The 15,949-nt window shown below is 54.0% G+C and carries 12 protein-coding genes; 10 read left to right on the forward strand and 2 right to left on the reverse strand.

Annotation, left to right across the window (positions count from 1 at the left end; genetic code table 11):
* Window positions 1–26: 26 nt before the first annotated feature.
* The 7 genes from atpG (at window position 27) to ACUN0G_RS13120 (ending at window position 8,371) form a co-directional block, all read left to right on the forward strand.
* Complete coding sequence (gene atpG / locus ACUN0G_RS13090; RefSeq protein WP_076013260.1) at window positions 27–887, forward strand: F0F1 ATP synthase subunit gamma; 861 nt, start codon at window positions 27–29, stop codon at window positions 885–887.
* 27 nt (window positions 888–914) lie between these two features.
* Complete coding sequence (gene atpD, locus ACUN0G_RS13095) at window positions 915–2,294, forward strand: F0F1 ATP synthase subunit beta (protein ID WP_003213545.1); 1,380 nt, start codon at window positions 915–917, stop codon at window positions 2,292–2,294.
* A gap of 44 nt (window positions 2,295–2,338) precedes the next feature.
* Window positions 2,339–2,764, forward strand: a complete 426-nt coding sequence (locus ACUN0G_RS13100) for a F0F1 ATP synthase subunit epsilon (RefSeq protein WP_445573604.1) — start codon at window positions 2,339–2,341, stop codon at window positions 2,762–2,764.
* Between the two features lie 115 nt (window positions 2,765–2,879).
* The gene (glmU, locus tag ACUN0G_RS13105; protein WP_421551208.1) at window positions 2,880–4,247 is read left to right on the forward strand and encodes a bifunctional UDP-N-acetylglucosamine diphosphorylase/glucosamine-1-phosphate N-acetyltransferase GlmU; all 1,368 of its coding nucleotides are present in this window, start codon (window positions 2,880–2,882) and stop codon (window positions 4,245–4,247) included.
* Between the two features lie 227 nt (window positions 4,248–4,474).
* On the forward strand, window positions 4,475–5,242 hold the full coding sequence (locus ACUN0G_RS13110) for a DeoR/GlpR family DNA-binding transcription regulator (RefSeq protein ID WP_309254046.1): 768 nt from the start codon (window positions 4,475–4,477) through the stop codon (window positions 5,240–5,242).
* Window positions 5,243–5,252: 10 nt separating this feature from the next.
* Entirely contained in the window at window positions 5,253–7,085 is a 1,833-nt protein-coding gene (glmS, locus tag ACUN0G_RS13115; RefSeq protein ID WP_063033753.1) for a glutamine--fructose-6-phosphate transaminase (isomerizing), read from the forward strand.
* Between the two features lie 242 nt (window positions 7,086–7,327).
* Window positions 7,328–8,371: a TniQ family protein gene (locus tag ACUN0G_RS13120; RefSeq protein ID WP_445573605.1), complete on the forward strand. Its 1,044-nt coding sequence runs from the start codon at window positions 7,328–7,330 to the stop codon at window positions 8,369–8,371.
* A gap of 118 nt (window positions 8,372–8,489) precedes the next feature.
* Here the strand turns inward: ACUN0G_RS13120 and ACUN0G_RS13125 are convergent, their stop codons facing one another.
* Window positions 8,490–9,101, reverse strand: coding sequence for an HAD family hydrolase (locus ACUN0G_RS13125; RefSeq protein WP_445573606.1), 612 nt, complete (start codon window positions 9,099–9,101; stop codon window positions 8,490–8,492).
* A gap of 242 nt (window positions 9,102–9,343) precedes the next feature.
* The gene (locus ACUN0G_RS13130; RefSeq protein WP_445573607.1) at window positions 9,344–10,924 is read right to left on the reverse strand and encodes a TnsD family Tn7-like transposition protein; all 1,581 of its coding nucleotides are present in this window, start codon (window positions 10,922–10,924) and stop codon (window positions 9,344–9,346) included.
* A gap of 709 nt (window positions 10,925–11,633) precedes the next feature.
* Here ACUN0G_RS13130 and ACUN0G_RS13135 point away from each other — a divergent pair.
* The 3 genes from ACUN0G_RS13135 to ACUN0G_RS13145 are packed head-to-tail and all read left to right on the forward strand — an operon-like array spanning window position 11,634 to window position 15,939.
* Window positions 11,634–12,596, forward strand: coding sequence for a hypothetical protein (locus ACUN0G_RS13135; RefSeq protein ID WP_445573608.1), 963 nt, complete (start codon window positions 11,634–11,636; stop codon window positions 12,594–12,596).
* Entirely contained in the window at window positions 12,593–14,605 is a 2,013-nt protein-coding gene (locus tag ACUN0G_RS13140; RefSeq protein WP_445573609.1) for a transposase, read from the forward strand. Before ACUN0G_RS13135 ends, ACUN0G_RS13140 begins: the two co-directional genes overlap by 4 nt.
* Complete coding sequence (locus ACUN0G_RS13145) at window positions 14,602–15,939, forward strand: AAA family ATPase (RefSeq protein ID WP_445573610.1); 1,338 nt, start codon at window positions 14,602–14,604, stop codon at window positions 15,937–15,939. Before ACUN0G_RS13140 ends, ACUN0G_RS13145 begins: the two co-directional genes overlap by 4 nt.
* Window positions 15,940–15,949 lie beyond the last annotated feature (10 nt).

Consider the following 15,949-nt stretch of genomic DNA (forward strand, 5'->3'; position numbering starts at 1 on the left):
CCGCTTGCTAACCTGATAGGTGTTACATGGCAGGCGCAAAAGAGATTCGCAGTAAGATTGCGAGCATCAAAAGCACGCAAAAGATCACCAGCGCCATGGAAAAAGTGGCGGTCAGCAAAATGCGCAAGGCACAAATGCGCATGGCTGCTAGCCGTCCCTACGCGGAGCGTATCCGCCAGGTTATTGGTCATCTGGCCAACGCCAACCCGGAATATCGCCACCCGTTCATGCTCGACCGTGAAGTTAAGCGCGTCGGTTATGTCGTGGTGAGCAGTGACCGTGGTTTGTGCGGTGGTTTGAATACCAACCTGTTCAAGGCCCTGGTCAAGGACATGGCGGTAAACCGCGAAAACGGCGTCGAGATCGATCTGTGTGTGGTCGGTAGCAAGGGTGCGGCCTTTTTCCGCAACTTCGGCGGTAACGTCGTTGCAGCTATCAGCCACCTGGGTGAAGAACCGTCGATCAATGATTTGATCGGCAGCGTCAAAGTGATGCTGGATGCATACCTGGAAGGCCGGATTGACCGCCTCTCCGTGGTGTCCAACAAGTTCATCAACACCATGACGCAGCAGCCTACCGTGGAGCAGTTGATTCCATTGGTGGCGACCCCGGAACAAGAACTCAAGCACCACTGGGACTACCTCTACGAACCAGACGCCAAAGAGCTGCTTGACGGCTTGATGGTGCGCTACGTGGAGTCGCAGGTGTACCAGGCGGTGGTCGAGAACAACGCGGCTGAACAAGCTGCGCGGATGATCGCGATGAAGAACGCTACCGACAACGCCGGTGATTTGATCAGCGATTTGCAGCTGATCTACAACAAGGCGCGTCAGGCTGCGATCACCCAAGAGATCTCGGAAATCGTCGGCGGCGCTGCCGCGGTTTAACGGTTCAAATATTCAGAGGATCCAGCTATGAGTAGCGGACGTATCGTTCAAATCATCGGCGCCGTTATCGACGTGGAATTCCCACGCGACAGCGTACCGAGCATCTACAACGCTTTGAAAGTCAAAAGCGATGCAGGCACCACCCTGGAAGTTCAGCAGCAGCTGGGCGACGGCGTGGTTCGTACCATTGCAATGGGTTCCACCGAAGGCTTGAAGCGCGGTCTGGAAGTCACTGACTCTGGCGCAGCCATCTCCGTACCGGTCGGTAAAGCGACCCTGGGCCGGATCATGGACGTCCTCGGTAACCCGATCGACGAAGCCGGTCCAATCGACACCGAAGAGCGCTGGGGCATTCACCGTCCTGCGCCTTCCTTCGCGGAACAAGCGGGCGGCAACGACCTGCTGGAAACCGGCATCAAGGTTATCGACCTGGTTTGCCCGTTCGCCAAGGGCGGTAAAGTCGGTCTGTTCGGTGGTGCCGGTGTAGGCAAAACCGTAAACATGATGGAACTGATCCGTAACATCGCCATCGAGCACAGCGGTTATTCCGTGTTCGCCGGTGTGGGTGAGCGTACTCGTGAGGGTAACGACTTCTACCACGAGATGAAGGATTCCAACGTTCTGGACAAAGTGGCACTGGTTTACGGTCAGATGAACGAGCCGCCGGGTAACCGTCTGCGCGTAGCACTGACCGGCCTGACCATGGCCGAGAAGTTCCGTGACGAAGGTAACGACGTTCTGCTGTTCGTCGACAACATCTATCGTTACACCCTGGCCGGTACTGAAGTATCCGCACTGCTGGGCCGTATGCCTTCCGCAGTAGGTTACCAGCCGACCCTGGCCGAAGAGATGGGTACTCTGCAAGAGCGTATCACTTCGACCAAAAACGGTTCGATCACCTCGATCCAAGCGGTATACGTACCTGCGGATGACTTGACTGACCCGTCGCCAGCGACCACGTTCGCCCACTTGGACGCCACCGTCGTACTGTCCCGTGACATCGCCTCCCTGGGTATCTACCCAGCGGTTGATCCACTGGACTCGACTTCGCGCCAGCTGGACCCGAACGTCATCGGCCAGGAACACTACGACACCGCTCGCGGCGTCCAGTACGTTCTGCAGCGTTACAAAGAACTGAAGGACATCATTGCGATCCTGGGTATGGACGAGCTGTCGGAAACCGACAAGCAGTTGGTATCCCGCGCTCGTAAGATCCAGCGCTTCTTGTCGCAGCCGTTCTTCGTGGCTGAAGTCTTCACCGGTGCCTCGGGTAAATACGTTTCCCTGAAAGACACCATTGCTGGCTTCAAAGGCATCCTCAACGGTGACTACGACCACCTGCCAGAACAAGCGTTCTACATGGTCGGCGGCATCGAAGAAGCGATCGAGAAAGCCAAGAAACTGTAATTCCGGCGCCCGGCAACGGGCGCTAATCAGGTTGAGGCAAGCAGATGGCTATGACATTCCATTGCGATATCGTCAGCGCGGAAGGGGAAATCTTCTCCGGTAAGATCGAGAGTGTGATTGCACACGGCGAACTGGGCGACCTGGGTATTAACTTTGGCCACGCGCCATTGATTACATCCTTGAAGCCTGGTCCGATCACTCTGACCAAGCTGGGCGGGGAACGGGAGGTGTTTTACATCTCCGGTGGTTTCCTCGAGGTTCAGCCGAACATGGTCAAGGTACTTGCCGACACCGTGCAACGTGCTGCTGACCTGGATGAAGCCTCCGCTCAGGAAGCCGTCAAGGCTGCCGAGAAGGCCCTGAACGAAAAAGGCGCAGATTTCGACTACGGTTCTGCTGCTGCACGTCTGGCCGAGGCCGCAGCTCAGCTGCGCACCGTCCAGCAGATCCGCAAGAAGTTTGGCGGCTAAGCCGTCAAACCTCATGCGTGATTGATTAAAAAGGGTAGCCTCGGCTACCCTTTTTCTTTTTTTGCAAAACACTTCTTTGGTCTGAAGTCTGACCGCCCAGGATTGGTAGCCATTCATGTCTCTCGAAATCGTAATTCTTGCCGCAGGCCAGGGCACCCGCATGCGTTCGGCCCTGCCCAAGGTGCTGCACCCGGTTGCCGGCAATTCCATGCTTGGCCATGTTATCCACAGCGCCCGACAGCTGGATCCGCAGCGCATTCATGTCGTGATCGGCCACGGTGCTGATGTGGTGCGCGAGCGGTTGGCGGCGGATGACCTGAATTTCGTATTGCAGGACAAGCAATTGGGTACCGGCCATGCCACTGCGCAAGCCGTTCCGTTCATCAAGGCCGACACCGTGCTGATCCTCTACGGTGACGTGCCGTTGATCGAAGTGGAAACCTTGCAGCGCCTGCTCAAACACGTCGTGCCAGGCCAGATGGGCCTGCTCACCGTCGAGCTGGACGACCCCACCGGCTACGGCCGCATCGTACGCAACGCTGACGGCAAGGTCGCTGCCATCGTCGAACATAAAGACGCCAGCGAAGCCCAGCGCGCCATCACCGAAGGCAACACCGGCATCCTGGCGGTTCCGGCCGATCGCCTGGCTGACTGGATGAGCCGCCTGTCCAACAATAACGCCCAGGGCGAGTACTACCTGACCGACGTCATCGAGATGGCCGTCAGCGATGGCCTGGTGGTCGCCACCGAACAGCCCCACGACCCAATGGAAGTGCAGGGCGCCAACGACCGCAAGCAACTGGCGGAGCTGGAGCGTCATTACCAATTGCGTGAAGGGCGTCGCCTGATGGCGCTGGGCGTGACGCTGCGCGATCCGGCACGTTTCGATGTGCGGGGTGATGTCACCGTAGGCCGCGACGTGCTGATTGATATCAACGTGATCCTCGAAGGCCGCGTGGTCATTGAAGACGACGTGGTGATTGGCCCGAACTGTGTGATCAAGGACAGTACCCTGCGCAAAGGCGTGGTGATCAAGGCCAACAGTCATATTGATGGTGCGGAGATGGGCGAGGGCAGTGATGCCGGTCCGTTCGCGCGTCTGCGTCCGGGTAGCGTGCTGGGCACTAAAGCTCATGTGGGTAATTTCGTTGAGCTGAAAAACGCACGGCTGGCCGATGAGGCGAAAGTGGGTCACCTGACCTACCTGGGTGACGCTGTGATCGGTGCTCGCACCAACATTGGCGCCGGTACCATCACCTGCAACTACGACGGCGCCAACAAACACCAGACCACCATCGGTGAAGACGTGTTTATCGGCTCCAACAACTCCCTTGTAGCACCTGTGACGATTGACGACGGCGCCACCACTGCCGCCGGCTCGACAATCAACCTGACTGTGGATAAGTTGCAGCTCGGTGTAGCCCGCGCCCGCCAGCGCAACATCGACGGCTGGAAGCGCCCGGTCAAAATCAAGAAGACCTGAGTTATCCACAACCCGGAAACACTGTAGTACTCATGTGGGAGCGGGCTTGCTCGCGAAGGCGGTCTTTCGGTTGCACATGCGCTGACTGACACACCGCTTTCGCGAGCAAGCCCGCTCCCACATTTTTATCTGCGTTTATTCAAAAAACTCAGTCGCATGCTTGACCATTTTGAGTGAATAGGTTTTGATTGCCTTCGTTATCTTTCGAAACGAAACTTATCACCACCATGTCGAAACGAAATACACCCCAACGTCGCCACAACATTCTTGCCATGCTCACCGAGCAAGGCGAAGTCAGCGTGGACGAATTGGCCAAGCGTTTCGAAACCTCGGAAGTCACCATCCGCAAGGACCTGGCTGCCCTTGAAAGTAACGGCCTGTTGCTGCGTCGCTACGGCGGCGCCATCACCATGCCCCAGGAACTGGTCGGTGACCCGGCCCAGCCCATCTCGGCCTACAAGCGCGCCATCGCCCGTGCGGCCGTCAGGCGCTTGCGGGAACACGCACGCATCATCATCGACAGCGGCAGCACCACCGCCGCCATGATCCCCGAACTGGGCCAGCAACCCGGCCTGGTGGTGATGACCAACTCCCTGCACGTCGCCAGCGCCTTGAGCGAACTGGAACACGAGCCGGTGTTATTGATGACCGGCGGCACCTGGGACCCGCATTCGGACTCGTTCCAGGGCCAGGTCGCCGAGCAAGTATTGCGTTCCTACGACTTCGACCAGCTCTTCATTGGTGCCGATGGTATCGACCTGGAGCGCGGCACCACCACCTTCAACGAATTGCTGGGCCTGAGCCGCGTCATGGCCGAGGTCGCCCGCGAAGTGGTGGTGATGGTCGAGTCCGACAAGATCGGCCGCAAGATCCCCAACCTGGAACTGCCCTGGGGCAGCGTCCATACCCTTATTACCGATGATCGCCTGCCGCTTGAGGCCCGCGACCAGATTCAAGCCCGCGGCATCACGCTGATTTGCGCGGCAGTCATCTAGGAGAGAAACCATGTGTGGAATTGTTGGCGCAGTCGCTGAACGAAACATCACCGCTATTTTGCTCGAAGGCCTCAAACGCCTGGAATACCGTGGCTACGACAGCGCCGGTGTGGCGCTTTTCACCAACGCCGGCAAGCTTGAGCGCATGCGTCGCCCGGGCAAGGTCAGCGAACTGGAACAGGCACTGGCCGGTGAGCCGCTGGTAGGCCGCCTGGGCATCGCCCATACCCGCTGGGCCACCCACGGTGCGCCCTGCGAACGCAACGCCCACCCGCACTTCTCCGGTGACCTGGCGGTTGTGCACAACGGCATTATCGAAAACCACGAAGTGCTGCGTGAGCAGCTGAAAGGCCAGGGTTATGTCTTCACCTCGGACACCGACACCGAAGTCATCGCCCACCTGCTGAACCACAAGCTCAAGGACCTCGGCGACCTGACCAACGCCCTCAAGGCCACCGTCAAGGAACTGCACGGCGCCTATGGCCTGGCCGTGATCAGCGCCAGCCAGCCCGACCGCCTGGTCGCCGCCCGCAGTGGCAGCCCGTTGGTGATCGGCCTGGGCCTGGGCGAGAACTTCCTCGCCTCCGACCAACTGGCCCTGCGCCAGGTGACCGACCGCTTCATGTACCTGGAAGAAGGCGATATCGCCGAGATCCGCCGTGAAAGCGTGTCCATCTGGGACGTCAACGGCCAGTCTGTGGAACGTGAAGCCGTGCAGTACCGCGACGGTGCCGAAGCCGCCGACAAGGGCGAGTTCCGCCACTTCATGCTCAAGGAAATCCACGAGCAACCGGCCGTGGTGCAACGCACCCTGGAAGGTCGCCTGAGCCAGAACCAGGTGTTGGTACAAGCCTTCGGCCCGCAAGCCGCCGAGTTGTTCGCCAAAGTGCGCAACGTACAGATCGTCGCCTGCGGCACTAGCTACCACGCTGGTATGGTCGCCCGTTACTGGCTGGAAGAACTGGCTGGCATCCCGTGCCAGGTCGAAGTTGCCAGCGAATTCCGCTACCGCAAGGTGGTGGTGCAGCCCGACACCCTGTTCGTCACCATCTCCCAGTCCGGCGAAACCGCCGACACCTTGGCCGCCTTGCGCAACGCCAAGGAACTGGGCTTCCTCGGCAGCCTGGCGATCTGCAACGTCGGCATCAGCTCCTTGGTGCGCGAATCCGACCTGACCTTGCTGACCCAGGCCGGTCGCGAAATTGGCGTGGCCTCCACCAAAGCGTTTACTACCCAGTTGGTCGGTCTGTTGCTGCTGACCCTGTCCCTGGGCCAGGTTCGCGGCACGCTGGGCGAAGGCGTCGAGGCGCACCTGGTCGAAGAACTGCGCCGCCTGCCGGCCCGCCTGGGCGAAGCACTGGCCATGGACAGCACCGTGGAGAAAGTCGCCGAGCTGTTCGCCGACAAGCACCACACCCTGTTCCTCGGCCGTGGCGCGCAATACCCGGTGGCGATGGAAGGTTCGCTCAAGCTCAAGGAAATCTCCTACATCCACGCCGAAGCCTACCCGGCCGGTGAGCTCAAGCACGGCCCGCTCGCCCTGGTGGATGACGACATGCCAGTGGTAACCGTCGCACCGAACAACGAACTGCTGGAGAAGCTCAAATCCAACCTGCAGGAAGTGCGCGCCCGTGGCGGCCAATTGATCGTGTTCGCCGATGAGAAGGCCGGCATGACCAATGGCGAAGGTACCCACGTCATCAACATGCCGCACATCCACGACACCCTGTCGCCGATCCTCTACACCATCCCGCTGCAGTTGCTGTCGTACTACGTCGCCGTGCTCAAGGGCACTGACGTTGACCAGCCGCGCAACCTGGCGAAGTCGGTGACGGTGGAATAAGCCCCACCCAAACCATGGTTTTTTTGGATTTAGAGAATTAAAACTGTCGCTAGCTAATTAAAACTGTCGCAGCACAGGGGAGCGCTCGTTGGCTCCCTTGATGTCGCGACAGGCTTCTCCCGCCCGGTTCCTAAATTGGCACCAATGCACCGGCGTTTCCGATGCTCTTGCAAATACGACCTGATGAGTCACTTACTTCCTTTGTAATGCGAAACCTCCTTATCAACAGGTATGCATCCGATATGGAGGTCTTTATAGAGCTGGCAAAGCGTGCCTCATTCAGTAGAGCCGAGGTAAAGAAATTGGCGTCGGCTATAGGATGGCAGGGGTGTTATGGATTCAATCGCCTGATTCATTACCACACAGATGTGGCAAAGCTGTTTGTAATTAAGAACTCTCAAGATGTTTCCTATTCTGGAAAGCACTATGCTACTGAGGAAGTTCGCTATAGCGACTGGGATGCTTCTTATTGCCCTGACTGCGTAAGAGAAGATCTTGAGAGCTTCGGTTTTTCGTATTGGAAACGCTTCTGCAACCGGTACGTGAAGGTCTGCTACAAGCACAACGTAGTCCTTCTTAACCACTGCCCATTTTGCGGCAAACCGTTTTCACGCAAAGGCCATACATTGGATGTAATGTGGCGGAAGTGTGATGGCAAACATCTTGCCGAGGCACCGTCCCTGCGTAACGATAATTTATCGGAACTCAAGCGTGCCATTACCATCCATGGACTTTGCTCGTCTTCACATCACATCTGTGATGAGGTGGCGCTCCGCGTCTTGCAGGAAAAGGCCGGGTCTCTAATTTCGATCGTGCCTAAAGCTCGCGCTGTGGAAATAGAGTCTGAACTCCAAAGGATTGATGGCTACCTCAAAATATTGACTGAATCGCGTTCGAACAACAAAGCGAATTGCATAGGCTACTTAAACCTTTGGATCATTGATGCTATTGCAACTTTCTATGAGCGGTTTGATGATTTTTTGCTGGGCCTGAGATCGAGGCAGGCTGATACCCGACCTATAGACTCGCTATGGGCAACGTATCAGTCGGGCGGGATAGAGTCCGCTCACTATGTTGAAGAAGATTACGCCTCCGGGGTAGGTCGCTGGTTCTGCCCTTATCCAAGCTCGCTATCTGAAAATGATCGCAGTGGAGATGGGTATTACAGACGGCGGCCCAAGCAATACCCTTGTTGTAATTTCCCCAATCCTAAAGTTAATGGGCAAAAATTAAAGATGGGAAGGGTGAGCGAGATATTACCAGGCATCCCCCAAATAAAGCCCTAAACCTCTGCGGATATCGGATGAATACTTTAAGTGGGCCAAGCGGCCGCTCAATCTATAATAGGAAATCTGGTAACTCCGCTTCAGGAAAGCTTCCATACGCTGCACTAATTGGCCAAGTTCAGCGGGTGCGCAAAATGGCTTCAGCGAATTGATGCAACGACGTAAATGTGCCACGGCCTTGCCGGTCGAGCCAAAAACCGTGCATACCAAATGCGATGGGCCCTTCGCAATCACATCGCTTTGAGTCACCGACCATCCAAGTGTTAGAGGGCGTTGCCGATATTAGTTGTGTCGCGTGGCGATAGATGTCGAAGGAGGGCTTGATGGAGCCTACAGCAAAGCTGTAGCTGTAACCGTCCAATCTTGGGTAGAGGTTTTCGATAGCTGCTGCATAGGGTTTAGCCAGATTGGAACACACCACCACTTTTACTCCAGCGTCTTGAAGTGCCTCTACCGCAACAACGCCGTCCGGATAGGCTCGAATATCTGCTAAATCATTGTGTAGATCGGACTCTAAACGTGACATCACGGATGGATCGACCAGGATGCCAAAAAAATCCGCAGCCTGGCGCAGGTCCATTGGTAAGGTAAGGAGCTGTTCAGCATCAGTAGGTTGGGGCCGACGTCCCTGTTCAATGCCGAGTTTGAGAATTTTTCGAAAGGGGTGACTGCCTTCGTTGATTTCTATCAGCGTACCGAACGCGTCAAAAATAGCTGCGGAAACAGGCATACAAACTCGCTCACGTTGGAGTAATGTGGTGTTTTTTACGCCCCACCGGATGGGTGTATTGGCGGCAGAGCAATCTCCTTTGCCTAAGACTAGCTCATTGATACCTAGCGGCTGAACCGTATACGGCCCAATGGAGTCAAATTTCGAATTGCGGAAGCTCTCAACCGAGGAAGATGAGGTGAGCGCCCGGCTCAATATGATGTTTAGTCAGCTCCAAGAGATATGAATCCAGTAGTCCGAAGCTAAGTGAAACTCTGCCGCATTTCAGAGAGAAACTTTCTAGTTTTAGGGTAATGCGACCTCTTCTCAAGTGATGAAAATAAACTTGGCACCAGCAGGTATAAGTCACTCTTGCGAAGTTTGGTAGGGTGCTCGATCAGCGTTAATTTAATTAAAGTGCGTAACTTTTCATCGCGGCTGTCCCAGTCCATGCAAACATGATTACCGCGTCTGCCACTCGGTAGATTACTGGTTCGATTAGATAACCAGGAACGATCGTTTCGATAAAGCCAAGCGTAGACATTAGGATTCAACTTTTTAATATCATTCGTGCTGAGGTTGGGGTTTAGACTGACACTGGTGTCCCATCTGTTTCGTTGTTGCTCTTGCTTTCTAAGATAAATTATCTTGTTGAATTCTTTTTCAACTAAAGGGTTAAAGCGCAGCACCCGATTCACTGTACTTATTGATAGTTCAAATCTTGAACAGATTTCTTTTTTGGATGTACCTACCATCAATGACTTTATAATTTGATCTTTCAGTTCCTTGATTAGCTTTTTTGGTTTTGGAATGCATGCTTCTAGTTCTAATTTTGGTAGCGGGCACTCATTAGGTTGAATTTGACTAATCAGTTTAGCATTCCTTGATACTGATATTTCCTGCTGTGCGGCGAGCTGTTGGTACGAGGCCACGAACAAATCGAAGCGTCCGAATAGAAACATTATGAGAGTCAAATGCTTCAGCGGATGGCAATAGCTACGCGGCTTGCGAGTCATTTGAGTCATGAAACGTATTGCACAATGCGCGTCGCAGGGTAATGCAGAAAAAGGCGGATAAGGTTGAAGAATAGAGCAATATTCCGCAAAGCGCTCTGCAGTCGCCTCTCGCGCATGAGGGGAAATTCCCTGAAGATTGATCGCGGCCTTGTAGACTTGAACGACCATGCTGGGCTCAAAACGACAAGAGCTACCCCATTTACCGAGCGCTACCACTGCGATAGACATAGCCTGCAGCGTTTTGAGGGTTGAAGCACTAGGTGTACGTGAACCAATCGTAATAAGGGCCGCCTCATCTGGAAGAACCCATTGAAAGCGTCTCGACCATTGTCTATTTTCCGTGGATTCCATAAGTAAGCAATTATGAAGTGGGCATATCGATACGCCTGGAAACTGGTGAGATAGATGCCAATAAGCTACTCCATGAAGCGCACGATCAGCAGTCATACATTGAGTACAAGCCTTTAAAGGGTGTTCTCCTCCAAACCTGCCGGTGACAAGTCCTAGTCTGTATTTAAAAGAACCCAGCGTGGGCCTGTTCATGGCTTGCTCAAGAGCACCTACATGTTCAGGTGATTGGAAAGGGAAGAATATAGGGGAAATCGTATGCTTACGAATTATTTCCTCTGAGCTACCCCATGTTAATTTTGCATCTTCATTCAGCAGTTCGAGGCTTCGGGGGAAGTCGTGTGAGAACGACGTAGTTTCGCTTCCAAAGAGATAGCTTAGTGTTTCCGCAGATGAATGGTTGGCGCAAAGAAGATGTTGCCGACTACATAGGCTAAAAAAGCACTCGTCCTCTAACCAATGCAGATACGCAGTTCGCATTTTGATGGCGCGCCCTTATCTCGTAGCTCAAAGGAGTCACCATAATTCCACGTTGTAAAATTGTGAAATCTCTTTAAGTTATTACTTAGCTAGTTATTATTTTGTTTTGTTCAAAGCCTTCAGAGTCGAGGCGTCGTACCGCCAGCCAAAGTTCAAAACGGAAAAAAATCCGTCCATGGACCGGAATCTTGTGTACGCCTAGGTAGGTGCAGACTGATGCCGCTTTTATCAACGACTCAGATCATGCTTGGTTGGTGCGCAAACTTGTTGTCAGTTAGGAATTACCGGCTGTAACATATTCTGCTTAATCGAAATGCTAGCGAAGGAAACACTATGCTCGTAACGCCTGAAATAGGCTTCGTCATGGTGGGCGGTTCACAATCGGCGATGACGCCTAAGGTATGCCCTATTCGAAAAATCAGATGACAGCTCGTTAAACGTGAGCGCTGTATGTCAGATAGACAGAGGCCCAAGTGCGACCTTGGGCCTCTGTGGATAAGTCAGATTTCGATCCCTGACTCATCCATTTTCTATCCCTAACATGTGAGACGTCAAGTCTCGCACGGCTTCGCTCATCCACAAGACGCTGCGCGTTATCCACAACCGGACGCGCGGTTACCTGCCCGCAGGATAAGGGTTTCGCCGGAGCGTATGCTGTTATCCCCAGCAAATGTAGCTCGCGCGATCCTGATGAGATTGGAATATTCGGATGAAACCGCAAGACAGATTTGCCCTCATTATGAGTCGCCAAAGCCGGTTCGAATGGGGCGGTGAATACATACCGTCCACGCTGGCTGTTCCCCGCGAGGCGCCAAAGGGATCTCGAATCAGTAGGCTGCGCAGTCGAAAGCTGAAACGCACACTTCATCTACTTTCTGGACCCGAGAAGGTATTTACGCAATTAGCCCTTTATCACCCTGATCTGTTTGAGCTCCACGAGCAGAAAATGCTCTGGCCAGTTAATTCAGGCCATCCACTTCGAGGACATCCCCTGACGAAAGGGACCTTCCCGCCCCCTCTGCGCGGCACTGTTGATGTCGCGAGGGAGATTGGTTTTAAGCATTTTGAAATCGTAGTGGAGGATGCGAGCGGGAACAGGCACAAAATGCCATTCCCTTACCAAGGGGACCTGCTGCTGTACCTTCTCAACAGTCGAGGGGAACCCTTCGCCGTAAACTGGACTGTCAAAGACCAGGCTCTAGCTTTTCGTGAACGCCGAAGCATGTCGCCCAAGACACCTGTCCAGCAGAGGAAAGACCGTGAGCATGCAGAACTAAGGGGCGAGTTAGAGCGGCGCTACTATGCAAGCGCCGGAATCCGAACCGTTGAAGTTTCTCGCGATCTTGTATCACCTACGATCCAAGCGAATCTGGATCTCTTGTTTGGCATGCACGATCTTGATTTCTCGCTTGGGGCAGCTCTGCTGGAAGACTTCAGTGGTGCAGTGACTGATGCCATAAAAATCGGAAAACCAGTCGCTTATGTGGCGATTGAACATAGCGCTAGATGGGGCTTCCGCGATCAGTTCATTGCCAAGATTTACCAGGATATTTGGGATAGAAAGCTCCTCGTCGACTTCAACGAACCTATCCTGATCGATCGCCCGCTCATCACGGGTGGCTGCGATCTACTTCAGGCTTTTGGCTCGTTTTTCGAAGAGGCGGCGCCATGAGAGCAGGTTCACGGATCATCGCCCCAGAGGGGTTTCTCAGTCTCGTACAGGGCATTATCTACCACTTCCTCGTGAGCGATGGTCGGCGAAACCGGGTTCGTCTGGTCGAGTTCAAGGACGATGGGAAAAGAATCAGTACTCATCTGATTCAGCTGAGCCAGATTGACTTTGAGGACGCGGTTGAGAATGGATGGTTGGCGGAGGATGGCTTGGCCGATTCAACCCCCCCTTGGCTGATACCCATCGAAGGTGTGGCCATCGAGCATCTGGAAAACCGTCGGGCCTCATCGAAACAGAGTTACGAGCAGAAGGTGAATAAGCGTTTTGCTGCAATCTCGAGCCTGGTCGCTCGCCGAGATGAAATTTTTGCGAGCGCTGATCCTGACGCTCTCATCAACGCTCACGCTAAAGCGCTGCGCCCCCATCAGAACGCTGCAAGGATGAGGCTTTGGTTCTATTCCTATGTAGTGTTTGGCCAGACCAAATGGTCCCTGTTGCCACCTTTTCACCGAATCGGGGCATGGAGTCGAGAAGGACCTGGTCGAACGAAGAAGCTTGGTCGCCCCTCTCGCAAGTGGAAAAGACATGGCTATCGTTGTGATGCAGCCATGCAGCAACTGATATTGGAAGGCTTTCTCACTTATAAGTCTCCCCACAAGACTCAAAACAAGATTTACAGCGAAGTCCTCACGAGAGTTTTTGGTTGTGTTTCAGCCAAACAGAGCAGTAAGACAGTGGAGTTTAGACATCCCCAAAGTAAGCCTTTCCCGTCCTTCCCCCAGTTTAAGTATTGGGTATCTAAAATGATTAGTCCGAAAGAGCTTCGTATCTCTTTAAAAGGAAAGCATGGCGCTCGTGCTCAATCAGGCTCCGAAGGAAGTTTTGCCGACAATCTCATCAATGTTAACCAACGCATTGAGTTTGATGGCTACTACATATCGGAGAAGCTTTCAGGTCTAACTGAAGGTAGTGCTGTAGATAGTTTCTGTGTTGTCCGAGCTGTCTGTGCGCTGTCAGGGATGGTGCTAGGGATTGGCTTTTCGGAAGGCAGCGAAAATATGGCTGCTTATCGCATGGCGATCTATTCCATGGCGTGCGACAAGGTCAAATACTGCGAGCAGTATGGTGTGGAGATCAGCGCGGAAGAATGGCCTAGTATTGGTCTGTCAGGTGGAATCGTACTGGATAGAGGCCCCGCAGCTGGCTACGAGGTAGAACCAGAAATTCACTGGCTGAAGTCAGTAGAGCTGACACCTGTCTATTCTGGTCAATCCAAGGCCTCCGTAGAGTCGTCTCACCCGAGGGATAAGAAAATACTCGGACAGCCGACCTATTTTCATAGCAGGCTGGATTTTGTGCAGATGGCCAAGCGCGAGATTCTGCGCGTTCTGAAGGACAACCACACCTCTGACGCACGACTGCGTATGGACGAGGAAATGATTCTGGCTGGCATTAAGCCAACGCCCCATGACATCTACAGCTACTGGAGCGTGCGTGGTCGAGATTCCTCGATCGGCGTACCTTTCGATACCGCTGTAAAGGAGTTTCTTGATGTGCGACCAGCCGCGATAAGAAAAGATGGCGTCTATTTTTACGGACGTAAATATAGATCCCGTGCTCTGGAAGAGACGGGAGTTTTTGATTTGGTAGCTCGGCAAGGCGTCATCAACACTTCAGCATATGTATTAGTCATGTGTGTTCGCCACATCTGGATAGAAGTTAAAGGGATTTTGTATGAGTTAGATTTTATGAGATCGGTGCGTACGTCGCAGGGCACCATCGATATCTCACTTCGCCAACTGCAGGAAATTGACCATGTGCGACGAGATACTGATGCTGATCTTCGAGAAGAGAGGCCTGCTCATGATCAACATTTCGAAGACAGATTCAAACTGAATACAGGCGAGGATTGGGACGCAGGTGAGCGGAAAATAGGGCGGCCTTCCAAAGGCGGCGCGGCACGGCGTGACAGTGCCGATTACAACCGTTTCAGAGGTGCAACGAAATGAACAAAACCATCGAATCTCGTTTCGACGGTTATATGGACATTGAAAGCATCCGTAGACGAGTTGTCGTGCGACCCGAGCCCGTTTCAGATTTGGAGACGCTTCACCCTTCGATTGGCGCTCAACTCCTCGCTGAGAGGCTGATGGAGATATACATCCCCAGCGAATCATCTCTCAACTTTATTCATGAAATGATCGGTTTGGCGTATCTGCACAACCTCAAAGTTTTCAGCAGCGAGGCTGGGTACGCGGCCAGAATCTTCACACCTCCAGAGGTGGAGGTTTCACCAATCTGTCTTACCGGCCTGGCGGGCGTGGGTAAGAGCCAGACGATTGCTGCTCTATGGAGGGCTCTCCCTCCACCGATAGCACTCACTTGTGACCTGTACCAAGGAACCGTCGAGCTGATGTCGCTGTGGTATGCGAGCGCTCGCGGCAAAGCTGGTGGTAAGCAGCTTCTCCTGGATTTCGTTCATGGCAGTGGTCACGACGGTCGTGGGGGCAATCTAAAGAAATTGCTCGTGGACTGCCGTCGGTTAGCCAACCGGGATGGCGTCACGCTGGTCGTTCTGGATGAAACCCAGCACATCAACACTGGTGAGGGCGCGTCTAAAGTGACCGACATCCTGCTGACGATGGCAGTCATCGGACCCCCTATGATCTTTGTGTCCAATTACAGCCTGGTGCACAAGTTACTCCGTCGTAACAGCGAGGATAAGCAGAGACTGCTTTCCGAGCCGCGGATCATGCTGCCCGATGATCCCAAGAGCCAGGATTGGGCTGACTATGTTGACGAGTGCATGAGGGTTAGTGGGGGCCGTGTCAAAGTCGGCAATGATGAGTTTGGGGTGGAGCTTTACCGTTCCACCTTTGGTATCAAGCGACTCGTTGTACAGTTGCTAAAGCTTGCTTACATTGAATGTCGTGCCGCTGGCAGGCACCGGATTGAAGTCGATGACCTTCATACGGCCTACCGGTCCAGTGCGTATACCAGCAACGCGAGAGATGTCGAATACCTGCAGTTGGAGACGATCAGCAGAGGATCCAGCAAGCGCTTGGACCTGCGTTGCCCATTCGACTTACCCGTTGAGTACAAGTCGAACGTAGTGAGCTTCACACGGGCAGATCGCGACCAGCGTGTGCAGGCAAGGGTTTTTAATTCGTCGGCTACTGAGGCGGAGCGCTCGCTGCTAAAGCATATCGCCTTGCCAGAAGATAAAACCCCTGCCAAATCCACCCGACGCTTGCCTGTCCCAAAGGCGACCGACGAGGACTTAATGCGCTCCTTCCGTCAGTACATGGAGTCACCGTCATCCAGTCCCAAAAAGCCTAAATAGCTGACCTGAT

Source organism: Pseudomonas sp. 32A (assembly GCF_052682255.1).